Origin of the sequence: Corynebacterium choanae, assembly GCF_003813965.1 — a bacterium.
GTDB lineage: Bacteria > Actinomycetota > Actinomycetes > Mycobacteriales > Mycobacteriaceae > Corynebacterium > Corynebacterium choanae.
In genome coordinates, this window is record NZ_CP033896.1 from 971,131 (window position 1) to 986,356 (window position 15,226).

11 protein-coding genes are annotated in these 15,226 nt (G+C 56.6%); 8 read left to right on the forward strand and 3 right to left on the reverse strand.

Annotated elements, in window-relative coordinates:
• Window positions 1-255 precede the first annotated feature (255 nt).
• Entirely contained in the window at window positions 256-1,335 is a 1,080-nt protein-coding gene (gene ychF / locus CCHOA_RS03580) for a redox-regulated ATPase YchF (RefSeq protein WP_123926970.1), read from the forward strand.
• 240 nt (window positions 1,336-1,575) lie between these two features.
• Here ychF and CCHOA_RS03585 read toward each other — a convergent pair whose 3' ends face one another.
• Complete coding sequence (locus CCHOA_RS03585) at window positions 1,576-2,394, reverse strand: DNA alkylation repair protein (RefSeq protein ID WP_164472373.1); 819 nt, start codon at window positions 2,392-2,394, stop codon at window positions 1,576-1,578.
• A 731-nt stretch (window positions 2,395-3,125) separates the two neighbouring features.
• Between CCHOA_RS03585 and ahpC the strand changes: the two genes are divergently transcribed.
• From ahpC to CCHOA_RS03600, 3 genes are all read left to right on the forward strand, one after another.
• A complete protein-coding gene (ahpC, locus tag CCHOA_RS03590; RefSeq protein WP_123926974.1) occupies window positions 3,126-3,689 on the forward strand; it encodes an alkyl hydroperoxide reductase subunit C in 564 nt (187 codons plus the stop codon).
• A 574-nt stretch (window positions 3,690-4,263) separates the two neighbouring features.
• Window positions 4,264-5,817, forward strand: a complete 1,554-nt coding sequence (gene ahpF / locus CCHOA_RS03595; RefSeq protein ID WP_123930754.1) for an alkyl hydroperoxide reductase subunit F — start codon at window positions 4,264-4,266, stop codon at window positions 5,815-5,817.
• A gap of 393 nt (window positions 5,818-6,210) precedes the next feature.
• Window positions 6,211-7,167 (forward strand): S1 family peptidase, encoded by a 957-nt coding sequence (locus CCHOA_RS03600; RefSeq protein WP_123926976.1) that lies wholly within the window; start codon window positions 6,211-6,213, stop codon window positions 7,165-7,167.
• 362 nt (window positions 7,168-7,529) lie between these two features.
• On the opposite strand, the gene CCHOA_RS03605 is transcribed toward CCHOA_RS03600, so the two are convergent.
• Together CCHOA_RS03605 and CCHOA_RS03610 are read right to left on the reverse strand one after the other, a co-directional pair.
• On the reverse strand, window positions 7,530-8,462 hold the full coding sequence (locus tag CCHOA_RS03605) for a DUF808 domain-containing protein (RefSeq protein ID WP_123926978.1): 933 nt from the start codon (window positions 8,460-8,462) through the stop codon (window positions 7,530-7,532).
• A 395-nt stretch (window positions 8,463-8,857) separates the two neighbouring features.
• Window positions 8,858-9,580 (reverse strand): DUF4232 domain-containing protein, encoded by a 723-nt coding sequence (locus CCHOA_RS03610; RefSeq protein WP_123926980.1) that lies wholly within the window; start codon window positions 9,578-9,580, stop codon window positions 8,858-8,860.
• Between the two features lie 112 nt (window positions 9,581-9,692).
• On the opposite strand from CCHOA_RS03610, the gene CCHOA_RS03615 reads away from it, so the two are divergent.
• The 4 genes from CCHOA_RS03615 (at window position 9,693) to CCHOA_RS03630 (ending at window position 15,183) form a co-directional block, all read left to right on the forward strand.
• Window positions 9,693-10,334, forward strand: coding sequence for an NUDIX hydrolase (locus CCHOA_RS03615; protein ID WP_245992190.1), 642 nt, complete (start codon window positions 9,693-9,695; stop codon window positions 10,332-10,334).
• Window positions 10,335-10,913: 579 nt separating this feature from the next.
• Window positions 10,914-12,524 carry a peptide ABC transporter substrate-binding protein gene (locus CCHOA_RS03620; protein ID WP_123926982.1) on the forward strand — a complete coding sequence of 537 codons (1,611 nt, stop codon included), beginning with the start codon at window positions 10,914-10,916 and terminating at the stop codon, window positions 12,522-12,524.
• A 744-nt stretch (window positions 12,525-13,268) separates the two neighbouring features.
• Entirely contained in the window at window positions 13,269-14,195 is a 927-nt protein-coding gene (locus CCHOA_RS03625) for an ABC transporter permease (protein ID WP_123926984.1), read from the forward strand.
• A 70-nt stretch (window positions 14,196-14,265) separates the two neighbouring features.
• Complete coding sequence (locus tag CCHOA_RS03630; RefSeq protein WP_245992234.1) at window positions 14,266-15,183, forward strand: ABC transporter permease; 918 nt, start codon at window positions 14,266-14,268, stop codon at window positions 15,181-15,183.
• The last annotated feature ends 43 nt before the right edge of the window (window positions 15,184-15,226 follow it).

The following is a 15,226-nucleotide window of genomic DNA, read 5'->3' on the forward strand; positions in this document are numbered from 1 at the left end:
CGCTGCGGGGTCGTGGGTCGCGGCCTGTAAATAAGCCCTGCTTATCTAGCATTTCTGCGATTTGTGTTAGCTAGGTCACGGCTTTGCGGTGGGTTACCCCCACCCGGTGCCCGCCCACAGGGTGGGAGTGCAGGTGGCTGCGCGGTTTGTCAGGCGTTGCGGCTGGTTTTTGGGTGCTGGTTCGCGGCTTGCTCCTTGATTGCTGGACCGCCCAGGCCGTGGCGGTGATTGGGCTGGTTGCTAGGATGATCTGTTGTGAGCCTGACACTTGGAATTGTGGGACTGCCCAACGTTGGCAAGTCGACCCTGTTTAATGCCCTGACCCGTTCGGAAGTTCTGGCGGCGAACTATCCATTCGCCACCATTGAGCCCAATGTGGGCTTGGTGGAACTGCCCGATGCGCGGCTGACCCGTCTCGCTGAGATTTTCGGCTCGGAGCGCATCTTGCCTGCAACGGTCTCCTTCGTCGATATCGCCGGTCTGGTCAAAGGGGCCTCGAAAGGGGAAGGTAAGGGCAATAAATTCCTGGCAAACATTCGTGACACAGATGCGATCTGCCAGGTGGTTCGAGCTTTTAGCGACGACAATGTGATCCACGTTGATGGCAAAGTTGATCCAGCTACCGATATGGCAGTCATTGAGTCGGAACTGATTTTCGCCGACTTAGAAACGCTGGAAAAAGCCCTCCCAAGGCTGGAAAAAGAAGGCAAGAAAGATAAAGACAAAGCTGCATTGGCAGCCCTTGCCAAGCAGGCGCAAAGCATCTTGGAAGACTCCCGGACGCTGTTTAGCGCTAAAGATGAGCTGGATCTCGCCGGGCTGTGGGAGCTGCATCTGCTTACTGCGAAGCCATTTTTGTATGTGTTCAACTCTGACGAAGCGGTGCTCACCGATGAGGCGAAGAAGCAAGAGCTTCGCGATCTCGTAAGCCCTGCACAGGCGGTGTTTTTGGATGCGAAAACCGAAACGGATCTGCTAGAGCTCGACGAGGAAGAAAAAGCTGAGCTGCTCGAATCGGTCGGACAGCATGAACCTGGTTTGCATTCGCTTGCGAAAGCCGGTTTCGCCACCCTGGGGCTGCAAACGTATCTCACAGCAGGTCCGAAGGAAGCGCGGGCGTGGACGATCCATCAAGGTGACACTGCCCCGAAGGCTGCCGGGGTTATTCACTCCGATTTTGAGCGCGGTTTTATCAAGGCCGAGGTGGTCTCGTTTGATGATCTCGACGAGCATGGTTCGATGGCCGAAGCCCGCGCCCACGGCAAGGTTCGGCAAGAAGGTAAAGCCTATGTGATGCAAGACGGCGACGTTGTCGAGTTTAAATTCAACGTCTAGCTTGCAGGCAGCTTCCTAGCGGCACGCGGTGTACGGCTACTGCTGGCAACTGGCAGGCTGTACCTGCTGCTAGCTGCCAGTGGCTGCTGCGATCGGCAGTAGGCTGTTGCACCCGTGTTCCGGCCAGTTAGCTTGCTGGTGGCGCCGCGCTGGGCAAGGCGAAAACTTCGCACGTTGCCGATGATCTTCGAATTCACCCCAATGACACCCGTTGCGGCGCACACCGGTTGCAATGCTTGCCTAGCTTGGCTGTCGTTGGGGTTTTGCGGGTAACCGCTGCACGCCTGCTGTTTTTAACCGTTCGCGTTGCGACTTCGCCCACTGGCGCTGGTCGTCGGTGGTGATGCGTGATTCGCAGATTTTCCGCAATCCCAACTGCACACTTCCGGCGTCGTAGTGATGTTCACCGGCGACAATCCTGTCGATTATTGAAGTCAGTGTAGTAGTCGTCGCTGCAGGATATTTGGCAAATACCGTGGCGGTGTACCAGCCGGCGGCCATGGCGACGTAGTAGTCTTGCGCGTCCAGCTGCAGGATGGTGTGCAACGTTTTTGCTGGAAACTCGTCGCTCGTTGCAATGTCTTGCAGGTAGCAGATGATTCCCAAGCGGATAGTAAGCGCAGCGTGCTCGCTGATGAGGCGGGCCGCTTCGGCGAGGAGCTCGGGGCGTTGGTCGGGCTTGCGCAGTAAGGGTTTCGGATCGTAGCAGTCGGTTATTTGCCAACAGTTGATCTGTGGGAGGAATGCGCGAAGCTCGCGAATAGCTTCGCTAGCCGAGGATGCTTGATTAATGAGCAGCATGTGCACGAGCCGGGTTTCTACCGTTGGATGGTTGCGGGTTGCCTGATAGGCCTCCCGCAGGTCAGGCTGGGCGCCTATATTGCGGGCAAGTTGCCGCAACACCGGCATGGGGGTGCCGGTAAACCAATGTGGATCCAGGGTGGGGGTGAGTTTTGCGCTAAACGCTGCCCGTGACGGTGATCCGGCGTGTGCTATCGCTTCATAGACTGCTGTAACACTAGGGAAGTGGCTGGAACCTGAAGTTGTTTGCGAAGACATAAGGTGCATGCTCCAAGGAGTTGTTGGATGAATTCCCGTCACAGTCGGAAAATGAGGGCAGTGCATACCAGCGGAGGTGCGCAACTGGGTGCATAGCGGTGAGCAACCCTGCGAGTCGAGCGAAATATACTGGTTGCGCTGTGCACAAGCAGCTCTGGCCAGTTGTGGATCTGCTGTCGTTATGAGCTGTTTGCCAACTTCCCAGTGCTGGATTGATCACCGCCACTGCATCGTCCGCGCGGCTTCGGTGAAGCTGTCACAGTGGCGCTGGAATGTGCCGCAGGCGGGACACGGGGAAGTGGTGTCTAGCCTAGTGGCACCCCTCTCGTGTCGGGAGTTGGCACATCGACAAGGAGATGATGCTATGGCCGCGGGCATTTGCGTATTGAGTGCGCAAATTGGGGTAGGGGAGGCAACTCGTGGTGCGCTGTTAGGGACTTTTGTCTCGCCGGGTTGGGCAGCAGCAGGCGGGAGTGCAGGTAGTACCCCAAATTACTGTGTTATTGATAAAACTAATCGCTCGGTCTGGCATAGATAGGTTGCGATTAAGTATCGGTGTCGTTACAGTAGTGGACAGGCCGCCGCCGCGGGTTGCTGATCATTATCGATCACCCCCAGGCAACTGCCGTACCACTGTGGCTTGTGCTGCAGCATGGCACGGATGACGGTCGAGAAAAACTTCTGCTCACCTCTGACATTTTGGTCAGTTACGAAAGGTCACTTCGTTTCTCATGGCGATTATTAACACTGAAGCCCCAGCTTGGTCTGCGACTGCGTTCCACAACGGCGATTTCGTCGACGTTTCCAGCGAAGACTACAAGGGCAAGTGGGCCATTGTGTTCTTCTACCCGGCCGACTTCACCTTTGTGTGCCCGACCGAACTCGAAGACCTCGCTGAGCACTACAGCGAACTGAAAGACATGGGTGTTGAGGTGTACTCTGTGTCCACCGACAAGCACTTCACCCACAAGGCTTGGCACGCCTCCTCCGAGAAGATCGCCAAGATCAACTTCCCGATGGTTGGCGATCCAACCACCGAAATCTCTGCTGCCTTCGGTGTGCTGCGTGAAGGCGAAGGCGCTGCTGACCGTGGCACCTTCCTTATCGATCCGGATGGAATCATCCAATTCGTAGAAATCACCTCCGAAGGTGTTGGCCGCAACGCTGCCGAACTGGTCCGCAAGGTCAAGGCTGCCCAGTATGTGCGCAACCACCCAGGTGAGGTGTGCCCAGCGAAGTGGGAAGAAGGCGAAGACACCCTCGAGCCAAGCTTCGATCTTTCCGGCAAGCTGTAAATCGACTGCTTCGTTAGTCGTTCACTCTTACCGCATTTGCTCTTGAGCCTTGTTGCACGTGCTAAGTCCACAGCAACAACTTCAAGAGTTAACACACCAAGGGTGAAGATTCACCAACTCGGTGTGCATGACACCGCCGAAGCATCAAATGATTCCTGGTGTGCAAGCTTTCCTCCGCGGGAGCAAAAACACGCACACCATTGATGTTCTGCGGTGCCATTGCTGTTGCTTATCCCCGCTGATGCCGGCACCCTCAAGTTTTCCGCCCCGGATAGCAGTGCTCAGCGGCCGTTTGTGCCACTCTCACAGCACTGCACTTGGTCATTCCAGCACCAAGCATTCGCGAATCCTGGTGGCAGCGAGCAAACATCAGCACGCAATACTGTGCAAGACGCGAGGGGCTTGCCAATGGTTTCAACAATGCTTTTCCCTCGCTGGCTTTCCACCCTGCGGGCTTGCTACGAGGCCGGTTCCGGGTCATTCGACCACCGTGCCAACAAGCACAGGCTTGTTGCGCTACCTTAATCCCTTTTTCAATTTTCATTACCGTAAGTGAGTTCAATTCGTCGTGGCTGTGTTATCCGAAGCTTTACAACAACAGGTGCAATCGCTAACCAAGCTCATCAAACGACCAGTGGTGCTGCAAGCATCGCTGGGCGATGATGACCGTTCCGCGAAAATGCGGACACTACTGGAGGAAGTCGCTGCAGTTTCCTCAGCTATCACCGTTGAAGAAGTCGCCGATGAGCGCACCCCATCGTTTGCCGTCACCACCCCGGAAGCGGAAATCTCCATTCGGTTCGCCGGACTGCCGATGGGACACGAGTTTGAATCCTTCATGCTGGCTTTGGTGCAGGTAGGTGGCCATCCGCCAAAGCTTGACGATGAAGTAAAAGCTGCAATCCAGTCGCTGGATGGTACGTACAACTTTGTCACCTACATGTCACTGACCTGCCAGAATTGTCCGGAAGTGGTGCAGTCGCTCAATATGATGGCTGTGCTCAATCCGAACATCACCCACGTGGCAGTTGAAGGTGGCGCCTTTGAAGACGAGGTCAAAGACCGTGGTGTGATGAGTGTTCCCGCCGTGTTCTTAAATGGTGAAGCCTTCGGCCAAGGGCGGATGAGCGTGGGCGATATTTTGCCGAAACTCGACCATGGTCAAGCCGCTAAACAGGCAGAGAAGTGGCGCAGCGAAGAACCTTTCGACATTCTTGTGTGCGGTGCAGGTCCGGCCGGTGTTGCTGCAGCAGTCTATGCCGCACGCAAGGGGCTGCGCACCGGTATGGTGGCAGAACGGGTTGGTGGTCAGGTGCTCGACACCATGGCGATCGAAAACTTGATTGCGATCCCGCACACTGAAGGGCCAAAACTTGGCAGCTCGCTGAAACAGTCCGCGACCGGTGCTGGTGTTGTGGTCATGGAGCCGCTCAGTGTCTCCGGATTGAGCCCGAAGGGCGACGATGGTCTGCTGACCGTTTACTGCCAAGACGAGGTTGATCTCAAGGCTAAGGCTGTGATCGTGGCAACCGGCGCCGCCTATCGCACACTTGGGGTTCCCGGGGAGGACGAATACCGCAACAAGGGTGTCACGTTCTGTCCCCACTGTGATGGCCCGCTATTTAAAGGCCAGCCCGTCGCAGTTGTCGGCGGCGGTAACTCCGGTGTGGAAGCCGCCATCGATTTGGCAAATATCTGCCCTGAGGTGCATGTTGTCGAGTTCTTGAGCGAATGCCGTGCCGATAAGGTGCTGCTTGATGCCGCAGAAAAAACCGGGAAGATCACCTTCCACACCAATTCGGCGGTGCAAGAGATTACCGGTAACGCAAACGCTGTCACCGGACTTACCTATGTCGAACGGGACTCGGACACCGCCACCACCTTGCAGGTACAGGGCGTCTTTATCCAAGTTGGTCTGATTCCGCGAACCGACTGGTTGCAGGGTAGCGGCCTGGAGATCACCGATCGTGGGGAGGTCACCATTGATGCCCGCGGTGTAACTAATATCGAAGGGGTGTTTGCCGCTGGCGACTGTGCTACCACCCCGTATAAGCAGATTGTCACCGCATTTGGTTCTGGGGCGAACGCCTCATTGTCTGCTTTTGAATACATCGCGATGGGGCGGTAACCCTTCCCGCACCGATTCCGGGTGAACCGATAATCGGTTGCGCCACCGGTGCCACGAAGCCGCGACAAGGACAGTCAACACTGTGCTTTGTCGCGGCTATTGCTATTTTCTGGTGTGGTTTGCGGCGTTGCAGCCTGCCATAAGATGCAATGGTTGATGCTTCGGTGCCGAGCTGTGTCTTTGGGGAACCATACACACACGAACGGGGCTGCAGTTTCGATATTGTGGACGGGGATGTGGTAACCGTCGATGCGCTGGTGACGTCCAACCGAAGGGACATCAGCGACTTTTGGCCATAATTCCCACTCTGGGCTTATCAATTATCGCCTGAGCGTTGGCTGTCACGATCCCCGCTAATTTTCACCAAAACATCCCTGGTAGAACGAGGAAACTATGCCCAATCGACTGGCGAAACAAGCGTTATTAGCAGCTGCTGCTGTGGTATGTGCTGGATCTGTCGCTGCCTGCAGCAGTGATAACAATGCTGCTGATCGACAAGCCACTGCGACGGTGACCGCAACTTCGGTGACAACGAAAACCACGACCAGTCGAGCTTCCTCAACGGCGCAAACTGCGTCGCGGGCAACGATGAGCGCCACCACGAAAGCACGGCCACAGCCAAACAATGCGCCGCACAGCAGTGCAGATTCTGCTGGTGGTGGGCGAGTGACCGATGTGCAGCAGCCGGCTGTCACGGTACCGACACAACGCGAACGGCGTGAACGCTATCACGATAGTTCACAATGGCTGTGGCTACAGTCGTCGGAAGTGGTAGTTCCGGGGGTCAAGCTTTCAATTGAAGGAGCCGATGGAAAAATCGGTAATTGCTCGGCAGGATTTTTCGCACATGGTGGCGGCCGGGACTTTATGGTGTGGGCAGGCCACTGTGCGCATGTAGGGGATAACGTCTACTTCGTTGATCCCGCCGGCAATACGCTTTGGCTGGGACAGGCGGTCGAAAGCCAATTCTCTCTTGGCGAGCAGGATTGGGCACTTGTTGACATCAGCAACTCGCAAGCGCCTTGGTCATCGCAACTCCCCCTTGATATGCGCAATGCTGGTGCTATCACTGCTGCCGATATTGCAACATATGACCTGCAAATTTGTCACCTAGGTTTTCGCACAGGAATGGCCTGTGGCGATACCGGTGAAGTGCTCAATGCAATGACGTTTGAAGCCTATGCGCCGGGTGACCATGGCGATTCGGGCGGGCCGGTGTTTGCCTACTATGAGGATCACTTCTATCCCGCGGGAATGGTGTCATATGGAAGTGGCTTCGCCCCCGACCGCGGCTATTACCAGCTGCTGGCACCGGTGCTGGAGGGGTTTGGTCTCACCTTGTATGCCTAGTATTACTTCCGCTTCGCGGCCAGTTGGCAGCGCATCACGCTGTGGGCAGCAGCGGTTGGGGAACCCGATCTTCACCCGCACTGTTAGCTCGCTGTCGCGAGCCGATTCATTGTTAGAGTGTGCAAGTGTGGGGCATAATTTCGCACTCTAGCTGGAGATACGTCGCCGGGCCATCTTCCCTGAAATGCTGCTCACAACTGGGGACAGTGAGGTGCCGGCAATGGTGTTCTGGTGACAGAGGCCTGCAAGCAGTGCATGGTTCGGCCTAGTAGCCCCTGCACAGGATTAAGGCGTGCGGGCGGGTGGTGTTGGATTGTGGCGGAGCTGTTGCCCTGTGCATTTTGGCTGCTGCACGGGATTGATTAGTGGTGTTGTTTGCCCCACGGCAGCAGTTTCACAATTCCCAACACCACACATCCCAACAGCACCCCAAAGATCATGGAGGCGACGGTTTCAATCGTCCAGGCGAGTGCGCCACCAATATGGGCAATATGGTGGACGCTTTCTGCTAAATGATGAATTGCCTCATAGGGGGCTGCCCACAGCAGATCATGAATGCCGACCAGCACAATGTGGCCGCCCACCCACAACATGGCGAAGGTGCCAATCACCGAGATCGCCGTCAAAATCTTCGGCATGGCCGCAACCATCCCGCGTCCAAAGCGCTGGCTTGCGGGATTGTCACGTTGGGTAAGGCGCAGACCGATGTCGTCTAATTTTACCAGCACGCCGACTGCGCCATACACGCCGAAGGTGATGCCCAGTGCAACGATGAGCAAAATAGATAACCGTTGCAGGAACGGTTCATGGGCGACTTCGTTGAGGGAGATGACCATGATTTCCGCGGAGAGAATAAGGTCCGTGGTCACCGCCCCTTTGACGAGCTGATCTTCGCTTTCATTGCCTTGTTCGGCTGCGGCCTGCTGCTCATGATGGGCAAGGCCGACCATCTCGAGGAATTTCTCCGCACCCTCAAAACAAAGATAGGTGCCACCGATCATCAGGATTGGGGTGAGTGCCCAAGGTGCCAGCCAGCTGAGCAGCAGTGCTATCGGCAAAATAATGAGGATCTTATTGATCAAGGATCCTTTGGTGATTCGCCAAATAATTGGCAATTCCCGCTGCGGGGTGACACCTTGCACAAATTGGGGGGTGACTGCAGCATCATCGACCACCACCCCGGCTGCTTTCGCACTGGTGCGACCGGCGGCCGCAGCGACATCATCGGCGGCGGCAGCCGCCTTTTTTGCTATCAGCGCAACATCATCTAACAGTGCTGCAAGTCCACCAGCCACTTCAAGCAACCACCTTTACCCAGTTGTTTTCCCTGATCCGCGAGCGAGCCTGCCGTGGTCACCGCAAATATCGGCGGCAGTGCGGGGCAGGTTGTCGGGTCATGAGCTCTCTTGGTCAAAACCCTACCGTCCTGGGCAGGGGTTGGAAGAATCGGCGCTGGGGTGTACCGCTGCTTTAAGAGCCGTCATAGGGAGTACTCGACCGTGGCAACTCACAAGCTGCTGCTATCCCAGTTGATTGCTAGCCTCAGCGTAAAGATCCCTGCCGGGGTTTGTCGCCTAGTGCGGATAGTACTGTGCACCGGTGGCAGGACAGTTCCGGGCAGTAAAACCGGCTATCAACACCGGGCCTGTGGATTGCTCCTGAGTCTGCTGACAGGGAGATAGTGCCCGGTTTACCGTGGGGTGACTGCTGTCGTCTGCATGAGATTTACCGCCGGATTATCACATCCCGCTGCGATGTAGGGGATGGTGAAGGCATCAAAGGCGCCGGGCGGATACACCTTGAGGAATTGCACCTGATCGTTGGGTTGGCACACCGCAGGATCGGTGATGAGCGCATTAGAGATCCGCAAGGAAAATGTGGCTTCCGCCCCGGTGGGCAGTGGTACCTGTTGGCGCGGGGATCCTTGCTCACGGGCGGCGGCTTGGCCGATTTGGGTGCCGAGGTGGTCGACAAATGACACCCCAGGATAGCCGTACATGGCACAACTAGGGCCGGTATTGCGCATCACAATGGTGACGATGAGTCCGCCAGCTGTGTGGGAGGTGGAACTGATGGTTGGGCGAATATTGCCAGCGCTGCAAGCCCCCGGGGTATTTGGGTTGCCGCGTACTGCCCTGGATTTTTCCTGGTTTGACTGTTGGGTAGCCGGTGGGGTTGGGTAACTGTCCGGCTGCGCCGTCGTGGTATCTGGTTGATTATTGGCTGTCTGTGGGACAGTCGTTGGCGGGGATGTTTCAGCTACAGCAGTGTTGAGTGTGGCTGTGGGCGGGGGACTTGCAGCAAGACGCGCTGGGGAAGGATCACTGCTGCAGCCGGCGAGCAGCAAAACAGTGGTAGCGACGATGGTCGCGGTAGTGCGCAGCTTCCGGGAAGAGTTCGACAAGATCCGCATAGTGGCTAAGCCTAATCATCTTTGCCTAAGGAGGTGAGGACGGTGGGCAGCCGGTGCACCTTAGGTAGGCTGGTGGATCGGCCACAACACCCTAAATGCCTACACTGGGGATGTGGATCCAGACAACGTTGAGCACGCAGAAAACAACGCACCAGTAGCAGTCAAGAACCATCACCAGGTGGACACCGGCCATGCTGGAGTAGGTCACTGGCGAGCGGATGAAAATGATGCTGGTCAGACTGTCGGCAGTCGGGCGGTGAACACCGATGTTGCAGGGGCTGGTTCTACACCGCCAATTGTGGTGGCTGCGGTAGCGATGCTGCGACAAGCAGACGGGCATATGCTGCAGGTTCGAAAATCGGGGACAGATTTCTTTCTTCTTCCCGGGGGCAAGATCGAACCGGGTGAAGCGCCGATCGCGGCAGCGGTACGGGAAGTTGCGGAGGAGACCGGATTCCAGCCGACGGCGGGGGTGGCCGCATTGGAAGCAGTGGGCGTGTTTACCGCCCCGGCGGCTAATGAACAAGGCCGCGAGGTGCACTGTCACCTGTTTTTGCTCAACGAGCCTGTGGATCCTGACACAGTGCATCCTGCGGCAGAGATCGCCGAGCTTCGCTATTTCCCTCTGACTGCCCAGGATGCATCGCTTGCGCCGCTGTCTCGCGATGTGGTGTTTCCGGCGGTTGCCCAAGTGTTGGCTGCACGACCTGCAAATGATGATTCACCAGGTGGGACGCCGCGCGTGCTGGGCTAGTCACTACCGTCGTTCTGTTTGTTGAGGTGCTAGATAAGTGAGCTGGCACAGCGATAAGCAAGCCGCCACTACCCACCACAGGAGGGAGCGTGTGGCTCGCATCTTTTGACTGGTTGATAACAGTGTGAGCGCCGATATGCGGGGGAGTTATGCCGGCTCCCTGGTGGGGTGTGCCGTATGCACTGGGGGAGATTCAAGCGATGTGGGGAAGATCGAAGCCTCCCAACGGGTGTGTTTGGCGCCACATTTTGTGCCGTTGGCAGTGCGGAATGTGTCAAATTTTATTACGGAACGGTAACAGTTTTGGGTTGTGACGTAATGGGGATACCAATAATGCTGCTGGTCACAGGTTTGTGAGCAACTATTGCCTGAAATGGTGATATTAATCTAGGCTAATGTCGCTTAAGTTTGCCTTTATGAACCGTTATGCTCATGCTCAACAACCGGCAATCTGCATCTGCGGATCGGTGAAGTGTGAGAAAACAACAACTATCGACCCGGGGTCACCACACGCATGCTGCATACAGGCAGTGCTGCGACGCTACGTGCCTTGCGTCGATAGAGTAAGGATCCAACACGATGAAGAACACCTTAAAGAAGTCCCTCATCGCAGTGAGTGCGGCAACCCTCATGGTGAGCATGGCTGCTTGCAGCTCGGACTCGTCTACTGACTCCGCCAGCGAGGGCAGCACCACCGCAGCATCTGGCGACATTGTGACCGCCTGGGGTGGGGAGCCACAAAACCCGCTCCTTCCGCAAAACACCAACGAAGCATCCGGCGGCAGAATCATCGACCTAGTATTTGCCGGCCTCGTCTCCTATGACGCTGACGGTGCCGTGCACAACGAGATGGCCGAGTCGATTGAGCCAAGCGAAGGCAACAAGGTTTACACCATCAAAATCAAAGATGGCATGAAGTTTGCCGACGGCACCCCAGTCAACGCCGACTCGTTTATCGACGCCTGGAACTATGCAGTAGAAAACGCGCTGCTGTCGATCTACTTCTTCGAGCCGATTGAAGGCTACACCGAAGATGGCGGCCAAAAGCTCAGCGGCCTAGAGAAGGTTGACGATCTCACCTTTAAGGTCACGCTCAAGCAGCCAGAGGCTGACTTCCCGCTGCGGCTTGGCTACTCGGCGTTCTATCCGCTGCCAAAGGTCGCCTTTGACGACATGGACGCCTTCGGACAAAACCCGGTCGGCAACGGCATGTATCAGGTGGCGAATTGGGAGCACAACAAGTCGCTCACCGTCACCCCGAACCCTGAGTACACCGGTCCGCGGAGTGTAGAAAACAACGGCGTAGAGTTTGTGTTCTATGCCACCCCGGATGCGGCCTACACTGCCTTGCAATCAGGCAACCTTGACATTTTGGATGCGATTCCGGATTCGGCTATGGCCACCTTCACCGATGAACTCGGTGACCGGGCAGTCAACCAGCCATCGGCGGTGTTCCAGTCATTTACCATTCCTGACCGCAACGAACACTTCGCTGGGGAGGAGGGCAACCTGCGGCGCCAAGCGCTGTCGATGGCGATCAACCGCGAACTGATCTGCGACAAGATCTTCGAAGGTACCCGCAGCCCAGCGACCGACTTCACCTCGCCAGTGATTGACGGCCACTCGGATTCGCTCAACGGCGCAGATGTGCTGGAATACAATCCTGAAAAAGCCAAGGAATTATGGGCGAAAGCTGATGCAATCAGCCAGTGGGAAGGTGACTTCACCATCGCCTACAACGCAGACGGTGGCCACCAGGGTTGGGTCGATGCGGTAACCAACGACATTAAGAACACCCTCGGTATTGATGCGCACGGCCAGCCATATCCTGACTTTAAGTCGCTGCGTGACGATGTCACCTCCCGCAGCATCAAGGGTGGGTTCCGTACCGGTTGGCAAGCAGATTATCCATCGCTGGCGAACTTCTTAGGGCCACTGTACGGCACCGGTGCAGGTTCCAACGATGGTGACTACTCCAACCCGGCATTCGATGCCAAGCTCACCGAAGCAGCATCGGCTGATCCAGCAGCCGCACCTAAGCTGTACAACGAGGCACAAGAAATCCTGCTCGTTGATCTGCCAGCTATCCCATTGTGGTATTCCAACGTCACCGGTGGGTATAGCGACCAGGTTTCCAACGTGAAGTTCGGTTGGGATTCCAAGCCGCTGTACAACGAAGTGAAAAAGTAACGCCGAACACGCCAAGTTCAGCAACGCCGTAATACTGCGGCAAGTGACCCCGGCATGGTGGTAGCTCGCTTGATCGCACACACCGTTAAGTAGCTTTTCCTCGCCCCGCTGCACCACCCGATACCAGTGGTGGACAAGCGGTGGGGCACAGGTGTCCCTGCACGAGAGGCACACCCTGCCGGGGCGGCAGCAGCACATGGGGGAGTAGTCCTGAGTACAACGTCCTTTTAGAAAAGGGGGTCAGGGCTACTCCCCGCCTGCTGTGCCAACCAATAGTTCGGTGACTTAGACAGCAATATCCACAAACAACCAGGGGAACCTTTCAGTGGCTGGGCGATTGTTGCCACGGGCAGCAGTTGACCTGCTGTGTGGGGTTTTTCGCGCTTGCACGATCGAGGTTTGGCGGTATTTGCTTTGCCTGTTTTGGGGTTGATTGCCCTTTTTGCAGCGTCGCTATCGAAGATGTGAGCGCGGTGAAAAACTCGCAGTTTTCGCACTCGTGCCCGGCCGGCATGCACAAACAGACAGGGACACTACTGCATAGACCAGCATCTGGCAGCGAACTATTGCGCCGCGCTTGGACCTCCTCTTGCACCTGGGTAGCACGGGGTCACCTGTGGTTGCTGCATTGCACGCTGTTGTGACAACCAAAACGGTGGTGACCATTCTGTTTCGCGTGATGCGCACAGGCTGGCGGCGGGTTGCGGTTGGTGAACCTTGGCACTATCAGGAAACGAGACAACCATGTTGCGCTATGTTGGGCGACGGGTGCTGCAGATGATCCCTGTGTTCTTCGGCGCCACCCTGCTGATTTACGCCCTCGTGTTTTTAATGCCCGGCGATCCGGTGCAGGCTCTCGGCGGCGACCGGGGCCTCACTGAGGCTGCTGCCGCAAAGATCCGTGAACAATACAATCTGGATAAACCATTCCTTGTCCAATATCTCCTGTATCTAAAGGGGATTGCCACCCTTGACTTTGGCACCACCTTCTCCCATCAGCCGGTTCGCGATGTGATGGCAGCCGCCTTTCCCGTCACCGTGAAACTCGCGGTAATGGCGCTGATTTTCGAAGCCGTATTCGGGGTGATCTTCGGGGTGATCGCAGGTATTCGCCGGGGCGGTATCTTCGACTCCACCGTGCTGCTGGTGTCACTGTTTGTGATTGCTGTGCCCAGTTTTGTGATCGGTTTCGTGTTCCAATATTTTGTGGGGCTGAAATGGCAGCTGCTGCCGGCGACAGTCGGGCCTCATGAAACCTTCCAAAAACTGCTCATGCCAGCGATCGTGTTGGGGGCGGTGTCGTTTGCCTATGTGCTGCGGCTGACCCGCCAGTCGGTGAGTGAAAACCTTTCCGCCGACTATGTGCGCACCGCCCGCGCCAAAGGCCTTTCCGGGATGTCGGTGATGACCCGACATGTGTTGCGTAATTCGCTGATCCCAGTCACTACGTTTTTAGGTGCCGACTTGGGAGGTCTGATGACCGGGGCGATTGTCACCGAAGGGATCTTCGGGATCAACGGCGTTGGCGGCACCATGTATCAGGCCATTATCAAAGGTGAACCGGCGACCGTGGTGTCGTTTACTACCGTGCTGGTGATCGTCTATATCGTCGCCAACCTGCTCGTTGACTTGCTGTATGCCGTGCTCGACCCGAGGATTCGCTATGTCTAACTCACTTCCTGCCGGACACACTCCGCCGCAGAACCCTTCTCGCCTGCCAATCCTGCCCGGTCAGCAGCGCATGGTTGCCGACACCGACGAAACAGGACTTGGTGCTGTTGATGCTGTCGCTGACGAGTCCGCACCAGTAGGGGTGTGGGGCGAGGCGTGGCGCACGCTACGCCGTCGCCCACTATTTTGGGTGGCCGGGGCGATGATTGTGTTAGCCGTTCTGCTTGCAGTCGTGCCAGGATTGTTCACCTCCACAGACCCGAATTTTTGCCAGCTGCAAGATTCTTTGGAACCGCCACGTGCCGGGCATCCATTCGGCTTTGATCGGCAAGGCTGCGATATTTACGCCCGCGTGATTTTCGGTGCACGTGCCTCGGTCACGGTTGGTGTGTTAGCAACCGCATTGGCCACGCTGATTGGCGCGATTATCGGTGCACTGTCAGGATTTTTCGGCGGCTGGATCGACGCGATCGGTTCCCGGTTTACTGATATTTTCTTCGCCATCCCGCTGGTGCTGGCCGCAATCGTGGTCATGCAAATGTTTAAAGAACACCGCAATACGCTCACCGTGGTGGTGGTGCTTGGTATTTTCGGCTGGACCTCTATTGCCCGCATCACCCGCGGTGCAGTGTTAGCGGTGAAAAACGAAGAATATGTCACTGCCGCGAAAGCAGTCGGCGCCTCGAATTGGCGGATGCTGGTGTCTCATATTCTGCCGAATGCGGCAGCCCCCATCATTGTGTACGCCACGGTGGCTCTGGGGACGTTTATTGTGGCGGAAGCAACGCTGAGCTTCTTAGGCATTGGGTTACCGCCAACAATCGTGTCGTGGGGTGGGGATATTGCTAAGGCGCAGGCTTCTCTGCGCACCCAACCCATGGTGCTGTTTTATCCGGCATTCGCCCTGGCATTAACCGTGCTGTCATTCATCATGATGGGTGATGTGGTGCGTGACGCCCTCGATCCGAAAGCAAGGAGCCGGTCATGAGCGAGAATCCAACACAACCAACCGGGATCGACGCGCCGACAAC